This window comes from Streptomyces sp. NPDC051217, from assembly GCF_044455465.1.
Classification (GTDB): domain Bacteria; phylum Actinomycetota; class Actinomycetes; order Streptomycetales; family Streptomycetaceae; genus Streptomyces.
This window is the reverse complement of the sequence record NZ_JBITEV010000006.1, coordinates 231,044-245,872: the sequence shown is the minus strand read 5'-3', so window position 1 is coordinate 245,872 and position 14,829 is coordinate 231,044. Positions and strand designations below refer to the sequence as shown.

General features: G+C 70.7%; 14 protein-coding genes and 1 pseudogene. 9 read left to right on the top strand and 6 right to left on the bottom strand.

The annotated features are described in order from the left end of the window. Positions 1-75: 75 nt before the first annotated feature. Positions 76-1,545: a catalase gene (locus tag ACIBBB_RS16680; protein ID WP_398982471.1), complete on the top strand. Its 1,470-nt coding sequence runs from the start codon at positions 76-78 to the stop codon at positions 1,543-1,545. Positions 1,546-1,626: 81 nt separating this feature from the next. Here ACIBBB_RS16680 and ACIBBB_RS16675 read toward each other — a convergent pair whose 3' ends face one another. Together ACIBBB_RS16675 and hisN are read right to left on the bottom strand one after the other, a co-directional pair. Further along, positions 1,627-2,028, bottom strand: coding sequence for a CBS domain-containing protein (locus ACIBBB_RS16675; RefSeq protein WP_329381869.1), 402 nt, complete (start codon positions 2,026-2,028; stop codon positions 1,627-1,629). A gap of 296 nt (positions 2,029-2,324) precedes the next feature. After that, positions 2,325-3,125, bottom strand: a complete 801-nt coding sequence (gene hisN / locus ACIBBB_RS16670; RefSeq protein WP_329381866.1) for a histidinol-phosphatase — start codon at positions 3,123-3,125, stop codon at positions 2,325-2,327. A 133-nt stretch (positions 3,126-3,258) separates the two neighbouring features. Here hisN and ACIBBB_RS16665 point away from each other — a divergent pair. Next, a pseudogene (locus ACIBBB_RS16665) lies at positions 3,259-3,714 on the top strand (TetR/AcrR family transcriptional regulator); the annotation flags it as partial. A gap of 412 nt (positions 3,715-4,126) precedes the next feature. Here the strand turns inward: ACIBBB_RS16665 and ACIBBB_RS16660 are convergent. The 4 genes from ACIBBB_RS16660 to ACIBBB_RS16645 all read right to left on the bottom strand — a co-directional run bounded on the left by ACIBBB_RS16660 (position 4,127) and on the right by ACIBBB_RS16645 (position 7,825). After that, entirely contained in the window at positions 4,127-4,453 is a 327-nt protein-coding gene (locus ACIBBB_RS16660) for a multidrug efflux SMR transporter (RefSeq protein ID WP_189105567.1), read from the bottom strand. Between the two features lie 124 nt (positions 4,454-4,577). Further along, the gene (rsgA, locus tag ACIBBB_RS16655; RefSeq protein WP_398982468.1) at positions 4,578-5,588 is read right to left on the bottom strand and encodes a ribosome small subunit-dependent GTPase A; all 1,011 of its coding nucleotides are present in this window, start codon (positions 5,586-5,588) and stop codon (positions 4,578-4,580) included. A 4-nt stretch (positions 5,589-5,592) separates the two neighbouring features. Then, positions 5,593-6,969, bottom strand: coding sequence for a 3-phosphoshikimate 1-carboxyvinyltransferase (gene aroA, locus ACIBBB_RS16650; protein WP_398982466.1), 1,377 nt, complete (start codon positions 6,967-6,969; stop codon positions 5,593-5,595). Positions 6,970-7,087: 118 nt separating this feature from the next. After that, complete coding sequence (locus ACIBBB_RS16645) at positions 7,088-7,825, bottom strand: M50 family metallopeptidase (protein ID WP_398982464.1); 738 nt, start codon at positions 7,823-7,825, stop codon at positions 7,088-7,090. Between the two features lie 349 nt (positions 7,826-8,174). Between ACIBBB_RS16645 and ACIBBB_RS16640 the strand changes: the two genes are divergently transcribed. From ACIBBB_RS16640 to ACIBBB_RS16610, 7 genes are all read left to right on the top strand, one after another. Then, positions 8,175-8,690 carry a lytic polysaccharide monooxygenase auxiliary activity family 9 protein gene (locus ACIBBB_RS16640; protein WP_398982462.1) on the top strand — a complete coding sequence of 172 codons (516 nt, stop codon included), beginning with the start codon at positions 8,175-8,177 and terminating at the stop codon, positions 8,688-8,690. A gap of 194 nt (positions 8,691-8,884) precedes the next feature. After that, the gene (locus ACIBBB_RS16635; RefSeq protein WP_398982460.1) at positions 8,885-9,700 is read left to right on the top strand and encodes an SOS response-associated peptidase; all 816 of its coding nucleotides are present in this window, start codon (positions 8,885-8,887) and stop codon (positions 9,698-9,700) included. Between the two features lie 88 nt (positions 9,701-9,788). Next, positions 9,789-10,457 carry an alpha/beta family hydrolase gene (locus ACIBBB_RS16630; protein WP_398982458.1) on the top strand — a complete coding sequence of 223 codons (669 nt, stop codon included), beginning with the start codon at positions 9,789-9,791 and terminating at the stop codon, positions 10,455-10,457. A 277-nt stretch (positions 10,458-10,734) separates the two neighbouring features. After that, positions 10,735-11,394, top strand: coding sequence for a sigma-70 family RNA polymerase sigma factor (locus ACIBBB_RS16625; protein WP_398982456.1), 660 nt, complete (start codon positions 10,735-10,737; stop codon positions 11,392-11,394). Next, a complete protein-coding gene (rsrA, locus tag ACIBBB_RS16620; protein WP_189105560.1) occupies positions 11,391-11,711 on the top strand; it encodes a mycothiol system anti-sigma-R factor in 321 nt (106 codons plus the stop codon). The genes ACIBBB_RS16625 and rsrA overlap by 4 nt, the downstream gene beginning before the upstream one ends. A 212-nt stretch (positions 11,712-11,923) precedes the next feature. After that, entirely contained in the window at positions 11,924-13,477 is a 1,554-nt protein-coding gene (locus ACIBBB_RS16615) for an HD-GYP domain-containing protein (protein WP_398982454.1), read from the top strand. Beyond that, positions 13,474-14,778 carry an HD-GYP domain-containing protein gene (locus tag ACIBBB_RS16610; RefSeq protein ID WP_398982452.1) on the top strand — a complete coding sequence of 435 codons (1,305 nt, stop codon included), beginning with the start codon at positions 13,474-13,476 and terminating at the stop codon, positions 14,776-14,778. Before ACIBBB_RS16615 ends, ACIBBB_RS16610 begins: the two co-directional genes overlap by 4 nt. Positions 14,779-14,829 lie beyond the last annotated feature (51 nt).

Here is a 14,829-nt window from a genome sequence, read left to right as displayed (position 1 = left end):
GGATCCTTACTTGACTTAGACAAAGTCCATCGTAGGATCGCTACAGGCAATCGCCGAGCGACAGGTTCAGCAGGTATGACGCAGGAGGCGCACGTGACGCAGGGACCGCTCACCACGGAGGCCGGCGCGCCGGTGGCCGACAACCAGAACAGCGAGACGGCGGGCTCCGGCGGTCCCGTTCTGGTTCAGGATCAGGCTCTTCTCGAAAAGCTCGCCCACTTCAACCGCGAGCGCATCCCGGAGCGGATCGTCCACGCACGCGGCGCCGGGGCGTACGGCACCTTCACGCTGACCCGCGATGTCTCGCAGTGGACGCGTGCCAAGTTCCTCTCCGAGGTCGGCAAGCAGACCGAGACCTTCCTGCGCTTCTCCACAGTCGCCGGCAACCTCGGCTCGGCCGACGCCGTGCGCGACCCGCGCGGCTTCGCGCTGAAGTTCTACACCGAGGAGGGCAATTACGACCTCGTCGGCAACAACACCCCGGTGTTCTTCATCAAGGACGCCATCAAGTTCCCCGACTTCATCCACACCCAGAAGCGCGACCCGTACACGGGCAGCCAGGAGGCTGACAACGTATGGGACTTCTGGGGTCTGAGCCCCGAGTCGACGCACCAGGTGACCTGGCTGTTCGGTGACCGCGGCATCCCCGCCACGCTGCGCCACATGAACGGGTACGGCTCCCACACGTACCAGTGGAACAACGAGGCCGGTGAGGTCTTCTGGGTCAAGTACCACTTCAAGACCGACCAGGGCATCAAGACCCTCACCACCGACGAGGCCAACCAGCTCTCGGGCATGGACCCGGACAGCCACCAGCGCGACCTGCGCGAGTCCATCGAGCGCGGGGAGTTCCCGTCCTGGACCGTGCAGATCCAGGTCATGCCGGCGGCGGAGGCGGCCAACTACCGCTTCAACCCGTTCGACCTGACCAAGGTCTGGCCGCACGAGGACTACCCGCCGATCGAGATCGGCAAGCTGGAGCTCAACCGCAACCCGGAGAACATCTTCGCGGAGGTCGAGCAGTCGATCTTCAGCCCGGCGCACTTCGTGCCCGGCATCGGCCCCTCGCCCGACAAGATGCTCCAGGGCCGTCTCTTCGCGTACGGCGACGCCCACCGCTACCGCGTCGGCATCAACGCCGACCACCTGCCGGTGAACCGTCCGCACGCCACCGAGGCACGTACGAACAGCCGTGACGGCTTCCTGTACGACGGCCGTCACAAGGGCGCCAAGAACTACGAGCCGAACAGCTTCGGCGGCCCCTTCCAGACGGACAGGCCGCTCTGGCAGCCCACCCCGGTCACCGGCGCCACCGGCAACACCGAGGCCCCCAGCCACGCCGAGGACAACGACTTCGTGCAGGCCGGGAACCTCTACCGGCTGATGTCGGAGGACGAGAAGGCGCGACTGGTCGACAACCTCGCCCAGTTCATCTCGAAGGTCTCACGCGACGACATCGCCGAGCGCGCGATCAACAACTTCCGTCAGGCGGACGGAGACTTCGGCAAGCGGCTCGACACCGCGGTCCAGGCCCTGCGCGGCTGACGGCCCTCGCCGATGAAGGGGTGGAGGCCGGGTTCCGGGACGGATCCGGCCTCCACCGTTGCTCCCGGATGTCTCGTCGGCTCAGCCCGTCAGCGCCGTCGGGCGGCGCCTCGCCGGTGCCCAGCAGCGGATGATGTCGCGTACGGACACGATGCCGACCGGCTCCCGGTCGTCGCAGACGATCAGATGGCGGAAGCCGCCGTGCGTCATCGCCTCGGCCGCCTCCTCCAGGGTCCAGACCGGTGAGGCGTACACGACCTCCGTGGTGGTGTGTGTGCCGGCGAGTTCGACCTCGGGATTCTGCCCGGCGCCGATCGAGATCAAGATGTCACGCTCGGTGATGATCCCGAGCCCGCTGGTTTCGGTGTCGAGCACCACGGCGGCGCCGACCCGGCGTGCCGCCATCAGCTGCGCGGACTGGCGGAGTGTATGGGTGGGCCCGATGGTGAGGACCACCGTGCTCATGGCGTCACGGACGAGCATGGATGGAGCCACCTCCTCGGTGAACCGGTCCCTCTGCTGGAGAACGGATTCACAAGTTCACAAGTGGGGGGACTTTCAGAGTGACACCGCCACGGTCCGTCAACAAGGGGGCGGGCGGTGCGATGTACCCGGCGCGCGGTGATCAGAGACGTACGCCCCGGGTGCCCCAAGGGCTCCGGGTCCCCCGAATGGCCCATCGCCCCGGGAATTAATTTCCCGGAGGCGGCGGCGACGCCCGGCCGAGGGTGGGCGTCAGCAGTCCCGTCGGGAATCGCGCGGCGTGAATCGCGCCGTCGTCAGTAGCGCTGGTTCAGATAACCGAGCAGCTCCTCGTGCAGCACCCCGTTCGACGCCGCCGCGTTGCCGCTGTGCGGCCCGGAGCGCCCGTCCAGGCCCGTGAACCGGCCCCCCGCCTCCTGCACGATGATCGCCGGCGCCGCCATGTCCCACAGCGAGAGCTCCGGCTCCGCGCACATGTCCACCGAACCCTCGGCGACCATCATGTACGGCCAGAAATCGCCGTACCCGCGCGTACGCCAGCAGGCCCGGGTCAGATCCAGGAACCCGTCGAGGCGGCCCTGCTCCTCCCAGCCCTTCAGTGACGAGTGCGCGAACGAGGCGTCCCCGACCCGCGAGACCTTCGAGACCCGCAGCCGGGTCGCCGACGAGAGGCTGCGGCCCGAATACGCGCCGCCGCCCTTGGCCGCCCACCAGCGGCGTGCCAGCGCGGGCGCGGAGACCACGCCGACCACCGGCTCGTAGCCGCCCTCGCCCGCCACCATCAGGGAGATCAGCGTCGCCCAGACGGGCACGCCTCGTACGTAGTTCTTGGTGCCGTCGATCGGGTCGATCACCCAGCGGCGCGGCCCTGTGCCCTCGATCCCGTACTCCTCCCCCAGTACGGCGTCACGGGGCCGGGCGCGCTGGAGATTGCCGCGGATCAGCTCCTCGGCCGATTTGTCGGCCTCACTCACCGGGGTCATGTCCGGTTTGGTCTCGACCTTCAGGTCGAGGGCTTTGAACCGGTCCATCGTCGCGGCGTCGGCGGCGTCCGCGAGGACATGGGCGAGTCGCAGATCATCGTGGTAATCGGGCATGGTCGTCACAGTATCGACAGCGTCCAAGATCGGGCTACGGCCCATGGGCAGCCGGACCGGCTCCGGGTCCTCTTGACAGCGCGCGAGGCTGCGTCAACTCTGAGTGCGGAGCCGAACGGCCCGGGAGGCACCGATGCCTACAGCGCGTGAAGCCCTACTCAATGCCGCTCTTTCGGCGCTCGCGGACCAGTCCTGGTCCGCCGTCAGGATGGTCGACGTCGCGTCGGCCGCCGGGGTCTCGCGGCAGACCCTGTACAACGAGTTCGGCAGCAAGGACGGTCTCGCCCGCGCCCTGGTACGGCGGGAGGCCGACCTCTATCTGCACGGCGTCGAGCGGCTGCTGACCGAGCCCGCCGACCCCGTGGACCGGCTGGTGTCGGTCGCGGAGTGGACCGTGGCCGAGGCGCGCTCCAGACCCCTGCTGCGGGCCCTGCTCACCGACTGCTGGACCGACCGCCATCCGGCGCCCCGTCCCGTACGCCCCGCGGCCCCTCCGGGCGGCGCGCCCGCACAGCGCCGCGCGGACGCCGGGCCGCCCGCTCCGGCGGATCTGGTGGCGGCGGTACGGAACCGGGCCGTGGCCGCGCTGGACCCGGGGCGGGGGGACCGCCGGGGCCGTACGGACCAGGGTGGGGCGCCGCGCACCGAGCCGCTGCGGGTGCAGGCGGGCCGGGTGCAGCGGGCGCGCGTCGAGCAGGCGCGGGCGGAACAGGCGCGGGCCGAGCGGGGACGTACGGCGCAGCACCGCAGACCGGAGCACGCGCGGCCGGACCAGCTCCGGGCCGATCAGCTCCGGCCCGAGCAGGCCCGATTCGAGGACGGCCGCCCCGCCGCCCCGCTCCGGGCCCCCGAGCCCCTCCTCCGTACGAAGGACGACTCCGCCGAGCTGGCCTTCCGCTGCGAACTGGCCGTACGGCTCGCCCTCGCCCACGTCGTCGCGCCCGACGGCGAGCCCGTCGGGCGTCTGGTGCGCGCGGCCGTCGCCGGCCCGATCGCGGGGGTCAGTGCTGGGACGAGCCCGAGAGCTGGAGGCCGATGACGCCGATGATGACCAGCGAGATCGAGACAATCTTCAGCGTGGAGACCAGGTCGTCGAGGAAGACCATCCCGTAGATCGCCGTACCGGCCGCGCCGATGCCCGTCCACACCGCGTACGCCGGTCCTACGTCGAGCTTCTTGAGGGAGAGGGTCAGCAGACCGAAGCTGGCGAGTGCGAAAACCGCGAAGGCGATCGTCGGCCAGAGCCGGGTGAACCCGTGGGAGAGCTTGAGACAGACGGCGAAGCCCGTCTCCAGCAGCCCTGCGACCACGACCAGCAGCCACGCCATCGTTAGTGCCTCCCGCATCGGTGACCGCGTCGTTCGTGGGCGTTTGGCAACCCTTGCTAGACCTTGCCAAGACTTGGTGAGTTTATGCACTCGCCAAGGCTCGCAACGGTCAAACATGGCGGGATCAGTCGCCCTCGCGTCGTTCCCGGGTGGAGAGCAGACGGCGCAGTGAGTCGAGCCTCGACGGGTCGGCGTGCCCCTCGGCCACCCACGCGTCGAGCGCGCAGTCCGGTTCGTCGTGGCCGCACCCGCGCGGGCAGTTCTCCGTCCCCGGGACAAGATCCGGGAAGGCCAGGATGACGCGCGACGGATCGACGTGGTGCAGGCCGAAGGAACGGATGCCCGGAGTGTCGATGACCCAGCCGTCCGCCTTCTCCAGAGGCAGCGCGAGCGCGGAGGTGGTGGTGTGCCTGCCGCGCCCGGTGACCGCGTTGACCTGGCCGGTCGTCCGCCGGCGGTCGTCCGGCACGAGCGCGTTGACCAGGGTCGTCTTGCCGACGCCGGAGTGCCCGACGAACGCGGTCATACGGCCCGCGAGGTACTCGCGTACGCGGTCGGCCGCCTCGCCCGTGTCCAGTTCGTCCCGTCGCGTGACGACGTATCGGATACCCAACGGCCGGTAGGTCTCCAGGAGTTCGTCCGCCGACGCCAGGTCGGACTTGGTGAGGATCAGCAGCGGTTCGAGGCCCGCGTCGAACGCCGCGACCAGACAGCGGTCGATCAGCCGGGGCCGCGGCTCGGGGTCGGCGAGCGCGGTCACCACGGCGAGTTGGTCGGCGTTGGCGACGATCACGCGCTCGTACGGGTCGTCGTCGTCCGCCGTGCGCCTCAGTACGGAGCGGCGCTTCTCGATCCGTACGATGCGCGCCAGTGTGTCCTTCTTGCCGCTGAGGTCCCCGACGAGCCACACCTGGTCGCCGACCACGGCGGCCTTGCGGCCCAGCTCCCGCGCCTTCATCGCCAGGACGACGGTCTCGCCCACCAGACAGGTCAGCCGGCCGCGGTCGACGGTCAGCACCATTCCCTCGGCCGCGTCCTCGTGCTTGGGGCGGATGTTGGTGCGCGGTCGGTTGCCCTTGGGGTTGGGGCGGGAGCGGATGTCGTCCTCGTCCGGGTTCTTGCCGTAGCGCCGCATCGCGTCAGGCTCCCGCTCCCGCGAGCATCTCGGTCCACATACGCGGGAAATCGGGCAGGGTCTTGGAGGTTGTCGCGACGTTCTCGATCTCGACACCGGGGACGACGAGGCCGATGATCGAGCCCGCCGTGGCCATGCGGTGGTCGTCGTACGTGTGGAAGACACCGCTGTGCAGGGGGCGCGGGCGGATGTGGAGACCGTCGGCGGTCTCGGTGACATCGCCGCCGAGCTCGTTGATCTCCTTGGTGAGGGCGGCCAGCCGGTCCGTCTCGTGGAGCCGCAGATGGGCGACGCCGCGCAGGGTGGACGGCCCGTCGGCGAGCGCCGCGACGGCGGCGATGCCGGGGGTCAGTTCGCCGACCTCGCTCAGGTCGAGGTCGATACCGTGGATCCGGCCGGAGCCCGTGAAGTTGAGCCCCTGCGCGGTCAGTTCGCAGGAACCGCCCATTTCGGTGAAGATCCGGCGCAGCGCGTCACCGGGCTGCGTGGTGCGGGTGGGCCAGTCCCGTACGGTCACCCGGCCGCCGGTCACGAGGGCGGCGGCGAGGAACGGCTGGGCGTTGGAGAGGTCCGGCTCGACGGTCAGATCGCGGCCGAGCACCGCGCTGGGGGAGACCCGCCACACGTTCGGCTCGCCGCCCGTCTCCGGCTCGTCGACCTGTGCGCCGACGCCGCGCAGCATGTCGACGGTCATGCGGATGTGGGGCAGCGACGGGAGGGTGGCGCCCACGTGCCGTACCTCGACGCCCTGGTTGAAGCGCGGGGCGGAGAGCAGCAGCGCGGAGACGAACTGCGACGACGCGGAGGCGTCGATCTCGACGGTGCCGCCGTCCAGCGCGCCGCCGCCGTGCACGGTCAGCGGGAGCGATCCGCGCCCCTCGTCGTCGATCCGGGCGCCGAGGGCGCGCAACGCGTCGATGACGCCGTGGAGCGGGCGTACGTAGGAGCGGGGGTCGCCGTCGAAGTGGATGGGGCCGTCGGCGAGGGTCGCGACGGGCGGCAGGAAGCGCATGACCGTGCCGGCGTTGCCGACGTCGACCGTGGCGGGGCCGTGCAGACCGTTGGGGAAGATCCGCCAGGCCTCACCGGTGAACGACGGGCCGCCCGCGCCGCGTGCGGGGGTCATGGAGCCCGCGGCGACCGAGCTGGAGGAGACCGTCTCCTCGATGCCGACGCCCATCGCGCGCAGGGCGTCCGCCATCAGGAGGGTGTCGCGTGAGCGCAGGGGCCGGCGTAGCCAGCCGGTTTCGGCGGCGAGCGCGGCGAGGACGAGGCCACGGTTCGTGACCGATTTCGAACCGGGCACGGTGACCGTCGCTTCGACGGCCCCGCTCGCGTAAGGGGCGGGCCAGAGGGCAGGGTGCACGGCGCTTTCGGTCATGGCCTTTACTTTAATGGCTGCACAACGACCGCGATCCCGATCAAATACGTTGAAATCGGGGCGTAATACGAAGGTGGTATGGAGCGCCCGGCCGGTTCCCGGAGGCTCCCCGCCCGTCCTACAGGCCCAGCAGCCAGGTCCCTCCGCCGATCAGCGAGCACAGCGAGACGGCGTGGAAGAGGAACAGCCACATCGCCGGCGGCACATGCGTCAGGCGTGCGAGCTGGTCGGCGTCGGAGTCGGGGGCGCCGCCGTGTCGCCGCTTGGACTGGAGCTCGAAGGCCGGCCGTACGCCGCCGAGGAGGAGGAACCAGACAGCGGCGTACGCGAAAGCGGCCTGCACGGTGGGGCTCGTCAACCACGAGATCAGCAGGAAGGCGGCACCCGTCACGATGACGGTGAGCGCCCCGTACGCGTTGCGGATCATGACCAGCATCACCAGCAGCAGGGCGGTGGCCAGCCAGAGCAGCAGCGTGATGTGGTGCGCGGTGAGCAGCCAGGCTCCGCCGAGGCCCAGCAGCGACGGCGCCGTGTAGCCGGCCGCCGCGGTGAGGATCATGCCGATGCCGGTGGGCTTGCCGCGGCTGACGGTGAGGCCCGAGGTGTCGGAGTGCAGCCGGATGCCGTCGAGCTTGCGGCCGGTGAGAAGGGCGACGAGGCCGTGCCCGCCCTCGTGGGCGATGGTGACGGCGTTGCGGGACAGCCGCCAGAGGGGCCGCGGTCCGACGGCGACGAGCGCGACGACGGCGGTCGCGATCACCAGCCAGTCCTCGGGGACGGGCTGGGTGCCGAAGACGCGATCCCACAGATCGGCTATCGAGGCGGCCGCGAGGCCGCTGGAGTCGGTGCTGATCATCGCTCGGGCGGCTCCTTAGGAGGATGTGCGTCGTCGCAGTGTGGCACTTGTGCGCGGAGCCGGGACCCCCGCACAGCGGACAGAGGCATTCAAGCCACCTGCGGTCAAGGGCAGTTCAAGTCTTGACGACACCCGAGAGCGGCTGCCATGGTCTAGACCTAGTAGAACATTCGAGTACTGATAGATCCGCGACAGCGCTCCACCGGACCGTCACCGGACCTCTACGGCTGTCGATGCAACTGTTCGTGCACCTTCGCGAGTTCCCCACACGCAGTGAGTCCGCAACGGGCCCCGGCTGTCCGCGTCTCCAGGCGCCGGTCCCGTCGGGCGTCACCACGAAGGAGTTGTCATGCACAAGAAAACTCGTCTCGCCCTTGTCCTGAGTGCGGCGGTCGCGCCGATCATCGCCGTCACCCTCCCCGCCCCGGCGGCTTCCGCACACGGCTGGATCAACTCGCCCGCCAGCCGGCAGGACCAGTGCAAGACCGGCGTCGTCTCCTGCGGCGAGATCAAGTGGGAGCCGCAGAGCGTCGAGGGCCCGAAGGGTCTGAAGAGCTGTAACGGTGGGCTCGCGAGGTTCGCCGAATTGAACGACGACAACAAGGGCTGGCGGCGCTCCAACGTCGGCGTCAACCAGACGTTCAACTGGACGCTGACGGCACGGCACCGCACGACGACCTGGCAGTACTTCGTCGGCAACACCAAGGTCGCCGAGTTCAACGACGGCGGTGCCACGCCCGGCGCCACCGTGAGCCACAACGTCAACTTCGGCAGCATCCGCGGCAACCAGAAGGTCCTGGCCGTCTGGAACATCGCCGACACCCCGATGGCGTTCTACTCCTGCATCGACGTCAACATCCGTTGATCCGGTCGGAGTCGAGCTGACGTGTGTCCCTGTCGGGGCTGGGGTTCTCCCCAGCCCCGACAGGCGTTCCGGACCGGCGGCACACCTGCGGGATCGACGGCACCCACGGGACGGCGGACAATCTGCCAGGGTTGGTGGCGTGTCGGTAGCGTGACCCGGCGCCAGTACGTCGGCAGGTCGAGGAGTGGTTGAGCATGTGCGGTCGGTACGCGGCGAGCCGGAAGCCGGAGGATCTCGCCGGTCTCTTCGAGGTCGAGAAGTGGGAGCCGGAGGAGATCCTCGCCGCCGACTGGAACGTGGCACCTACCAAAGAGGTGTACGTGGTCCTGGAGCGCCCGGTGAAGGGCGCCGACGATCCCGCCCCCGTACGCCAGCTCCGCACGCTCAGGTGGGGGCTCGTGCCCTCCTGGTCCAAGACGCCCGAGGGCGGCGCCCGGATGATCAACGCGCGTGCGGAGACCGTGCACGAGAAGCCGTCCTTCCGGCGCCCCTTCACCTCCCGGCGCTGTCTGATACCGGCCGACGGCTACTACGAGTGGGTCACCGCCCCCGAGGAACGGCAGCTGGAGGAGAAGGGCAAGAAGAAGCGGCCCCGCAAGCAGCCTTACTTCGTCACCCCGGCCGACGGGTCGGTCATGGCCATGGCCGGACTGTTCGAGTTCTGGCGCGACAAGACCCTGCCCGACGACCACCCGAACGCCTGGTGGGTGACCTGCTCGGTCATCACGACCGAGGCGGAGACCGGTCCGCTCGGCGTGGCCCCGGCCGAGGGGCCGTCCTCGCTCGCCGACATCCACCCCCGGATGCCGCTGATGCTGACGCCCGACCGGTGGGACGCCTGGCTCGATCCGGCCCGTACCGACCTGGACGACCTGCGTGAGCTGCTGGCTCCGCCGCCGGAAGGGCTGATGCGGGCCTATCCCGTGGCGACGGCGGTCAGCAACGTACGGAACAACGGTCCGGAGCTGCTGGAGGAGCTGGCGGCGCCCGAGGAGAGCACCCTCTTCTGAGCGCCTTCTTGAGGAGGACGCGCCGGTGAGCCCGGCGCGTGCCCGTGAGAAGCGGGCCGCAGGGCCTCCCCGATGTGATCCTGGTGTCATGCGGAGCGAGATCGTAGACACCCCCGCGGGCGACGCCCGTATCACCTGGCACCCTCCTGAGAAGGGGACAGCGGCGCGTCTCGTCCTCGCCGTCGGCCACGGCGCGGGCGGCGGTATCGAGGCGCGGGACCTCCAGGCGCTGGCCGCCGCCCTGCCGCCGCTCGGAGTGACCGTGGCCCTGGTCGAGCAGCCCTGGCGGGTGGCCGGGAAGAAGCTCGCCCCCGCGCCGAAGACCCTCGACACCGGCTGGCGGGCACTCTGGCCGGCGCTGGCGAGGCCCGGCCTGCCCGTCGTCGCGGGCGGACGCAGTGCCGGGGCGCGGGTGGCCTGCCGTACGGCGCGGGAGCTGGGCGCCCACGCCGTACTGGCGCTGAGCTTCCCGTTGCACCCGCCGGGCAGGCCCGAGAAGAGTCGCGCCGACGAACTGCTCGGTGCCGGGGTGCCGGCCCTCGTCGTCCAGGGCGGCAACGACCCCTTCGGGAAACCCGGCGAATTCCCCGCACAGCTCCCGGGCGGGCGTCCCGACGGTGGTTACGAGCTGATCGAGGTGCCGTACGGGGATCACTCCTTCAACGTCCCCAAGCGGGCCACGCTCACCCAGGACGAGGCCCTGACCGTGATCACCGACGGCGTCGGCAAGTGGATCCGGTCACAGTCGGCCCGCTGACAGAGCGTGTTCGACCACCTGGGAATGTGCGGTGGGCGACGGCTGTTGTGCGAGATGTCGGTACACAGATCCTGGAAAGGGAGTCCGTCGCATGGGTTCGACCATCTGCCCCGCCCGGTCGCACGCCACCGAAGTGGAGTGGACGGTGCTCTCGGCACCCAGGACCACGCCTGTCCGGTCGTCGGCCGAGGCGGCCACGAAGCCCGCCCCGGCACAAGGTCGACTATTCTCCGATTCGAGTGGGTCCGCCTTCGGGCCTGCCGCAGCGTTGGAGGAGGTGGGTCCGGTCACTGGGACCGACACAGGGACCGACGACGGCCACAAGGAAGAGTCAGCCGCCGAGCGCAACGCCCGATTCGAACGGGACGCACTCGGCTATCTCGACCAGATGTACTCGGCCGCCCTGCGCATGACGCGCAACCCGGCCGATGCCGAGGATCTCGTGCAGGAGACCTACGCCAAGGCGTACGGCTCCTTCCACCAATTCCGTGAGGGCACCAACCTCAAGGCGTGGATGTACCGCATCCTCACCAACACCTTCATCAACTCGTACCGCAAGAAGCAGCGTGAGCCCCAGCGCAGCGCCGCCGAGGAGATCGAGGACTGGCAGCTGGCGCGCGCCGAGTCCCACATGTCGACCGGTCTGCGCTCCGCGGAGTCCCAGGCGCTCGACCACCTTCCCGACTCCGACGTGAAGGAAGCGCTCCAGGCGATTCCCGAGGAGTTCCGCATCGCGGTGTATCTCGCCGATGTAGAGGGCTTTGCGTACAAGGAGATCGCGGACATCATGGGGACACCCATCGGTACGGTGATGTCGCGACTGCACCGTGGCCGGCGTCAACTGCGCGGCATGCTTGAGGGCTACGCCCGCGAGCGCGGGCTTGCCCCGGCCGGTGCCGGAGAGTCGTCGGATGATCGGAAAGGCTCGGGCTCATGAGTTGCGGAGAGCCGCACGAGACGGATTGCTCAGAGGTCCTTGACCATCTTTACGAGTATCTCGACCGTGAGATGCCGGACAAGGACTGCACGAAGTTCGAGGAGCACTTCGACGAGTGCTCTCCGTGTCTGGAGAAGTACGGCCTCGAACAGGCCGTGAAGAAGCTGGTCAAGCGGTGCTGCGGACATGACGACGTCCCGACCGACCTGCGGGCCAAGGTGATGGGACGCATCGACCTCATCCGGGCCGGCCACACCGTGCCCGAGCGGGACGTGACCGCCGTCGACACGGACCGGACGGCCACCGCCGGCGAGTAGTTGGGCCGGCGCCGCCCTCCACGGGCCGCTCGCATCAGAAGCACGCCTACGGGGCGCGCCGTGCACATCGCGGCGCGCCCCGCGTGCGTTTAGGTGCGCGTCACCCGATGGTGCTAATCGTCGCCGTAGGCCCATGAGCACGTTGCCCAACTGGCTAGCCTGACCCCTTGTTTCGAGCCGGTGTCAATTGGTGAGGGCTGGGTGAAGGCGCGGTGAGGGCCATTCCGGGAGCGGCACGCGCGTACATCTGCTGCGCCGTGCTGGCGGCGCTCGCGTGCGTGCTTCCCGCGTTCACCCTGCCCGCGTTACGTCCCTTCTCCGCCGCGGGCCCGGACAGTCTCTGGCCCGCCGCCCTGCTCCTGGGCACGCTGTACGCGCTCTGCGAGGCCCCCGCCCGCTGCCGCTTCCCGGGGAGGCCGGTACGCGGCTCGGTGCCCGTCGTCACCGGATCGTTCTTCCCCGTACTGCTCGCCGCGGCGTTCCTGCTGCCGCCCGCCGCCGCGGCGCTCGTGGCCGTTCCCGGCGGGCTCGGGGGTCGGGTGACGCGGCGGCCGGCCGGGGTCCGCCGCGTGTGGCGCGCCGCGCGGCTCGCCATCGCCACCTGGGCCGCCTCCCTGGCCCACCGGCTCCTCGCCGGCCCGGCCGCGCTCGGCGGCACCGCGCACCCCGGCCACGACACCCCCGGTGTCCCCGATTTCCCGTACGCCCTGCTGCCCGCCGGGGCCGGGGCGCTCGCCTTCTGTCTGGTCCTGAGCGCGCTCGACGGCGGCATCCTCGTGACCGCCGAACGGCAGTCCGTCCGCACGGCCTGGCGCGGCCTGCTGCCGCGCTCCCTCGCGCCGTACGGCGCGCACGCCCTGGCCGGGCTGATGATGGCCGTGCTCTGGCGCAGCCCGTACGGCCCGCTCTCCGCGCTCTTCGTACTGCTGCCGGTGTACATCTCCTGCTGGGTCTTCGCGCAGTACCACCGCGAGCGCGCCGCCCATCAGGCGACCATCAGGGCACTCGTGCAGGCCGTCGACATCAAGGACCGGTACACGCGCGGCCACAGCGAACGCGTCGGGCGGGCGTCGGCGATGATCGCCGGTGAGCTGGGGATGGACCACGAGCGCCTGGAGGTGCTCCGGTTCGCCGGAATCCTGCACGACGTGGGCAAGCTCGGCGTCCCCACGCGCGTGCTGCGCAAGGACGGCCCGCTGACACCGGAGGAGCGGCGCGTCATCGAGCTGCATCCCGAGTACGGCCACGAGATCGTGCGCGGAATCGGTTTCCTCGGGGAGGCCCGGCTGGCGATCCTGCACCACCACGAACGGCTCGACGGCAGCGGCTATCCGTACGGCCTGGCGGGGGCCGAGATCCCCGAGTTCGCACGGGTCGTCGCCGTCGCGGACGCCTTCGACGCGATGACGTCCACCCGGTCCTACCGGCGAGCGCGGCCCGTGGCGACGGCGGTGGCGGAGCTGCGGCGGTGCGCGGGCAGCCAGTTCGACCCGCGGATGGTGGGGGCGCTCGTCAGCGCGCTGGACCGGTACGGCTGGCAGACGGCTGTCACCTCGGACGAGACGCACGCGGTACCGGCCGAGCCCCGGGAGCCCTCGGACCTGTCCCCGAAGATGCCCGCCGTGGCAGCGGCGGCGCTGCTTTCCGCACCGACCGGGAGCCGCGCCCCCGCCGCTTGCAAAAACGTCCCGCCACCCCGTCCGCAGGACGGCTCCCGTACGGCACCGGTCACTGACCGCCCAGGCACCGCCGGCGGCGGCGGATGACCGCCCCGCACGCCCCCGCCGGCCCCCACGCCGGGTCCCCTCGCCCCGCGCTCACCCTCCTCGCCGTCCACGGCGCCGCGCTCACGCTCACCGCCCTCGGCCTCTGGTCCACCCTCTGGCACGGAATCACCGAGCCCCGCAACGCCCTCGCCTTCGGCGTCCTCGTCGCCATCGGTGAGCTCGTCCGCCGGGGCGCCCTCCCGGGCGAACGCGAGCCCGCGCCCCTCGGGGCCGCCGGAGCCCTCGCGTACGCCATGCTCGGGCAGAGCGCGGGCCGCCCCGTGGAGCACGGTGTCCTCCAGACCGTCGCGGTCGTCGTCGCGGCGGTCCTCGTCGGAGCCGTCCCGCACCTCGCGCGGGGTCGCGGCCCCGTGCTCGACCATGTGACCCGCCGCGTGCTCACCGTCGCCTTCGCCGCCGTCTGCTTCCAGCCGCTCATCGCCTCGGGCGAGTTGGGGAAGCGGGTCGGCGAAGGCCCGTACTACGCCCTCCTGCTCCTCCTCCTACTGATCCTGACCGCCCTGTGCGACGCGGTCCTTGCCGCGCTGATGCTGCGGGCCCGCACCCACCATCCGTACGGTCCGCTGCTCCGCGACGAACTGCGCGCCCTCATCGGCATCGGCTCGGCCGTCTGCGCGACCGGTGCGGTGATGGCCCTTGGCGTCGCCGTGGCCGGGCTCTGGGCGCTGCCCGTCTTCTGTGTGCCGCTGCTGCTGACGCAGCTGTCGTTCCGGCGCTACGCGGCGGTCCGTACGACCTACGGGCAGACCATCGCCTCGCTCGCCCGCGCCACCGAGATCGCCGGTTACACCCGCCACGGCCATGCGCACAGGGTCGCCGAACTCAGCCGCGCGGTCGGCCGCGAGATGGGGCTCTCCGGGGCCGAGCTGACCGTCCTGGAGTACGCCGCGCTGATGCACGACATCGGCCAGCTGTCGCTCGTCGACCCCGTGCCCGACGGCGCGACCGCCCTGCTGCCGGTCACCGAGCAGCGGCGGATCGCGCTGCTCGGCGGGGCCGTCGTACGCCAGACCGGGGTCCCGCCGGCGGTCGCGATCGTCGTGGAGCGGCAGGCCGATCCGTACCGCGAACAGCCCCTCCCGGCCCGGATCGTCCGCGCCGTCAACGCGTACGACGACCTCGCCGGGGCGGGCTCGGGGAGCCCCGGAGGGGCGACGGGGCCGCTCAGCGCCTTGGAGCGGCTGCGCCTCGGCACCGGCCACGACTACCAGCCCGAGGTGGTCGAATCTCTGGCGCGCGTCCTGTCACGAGGTGGTCTGACCCCTGGTCGTGCTGGGTAACCCATGGGTAAGGAGCGAGCGTCCGACCGGGCATGGTTGGATGCGAAGAGG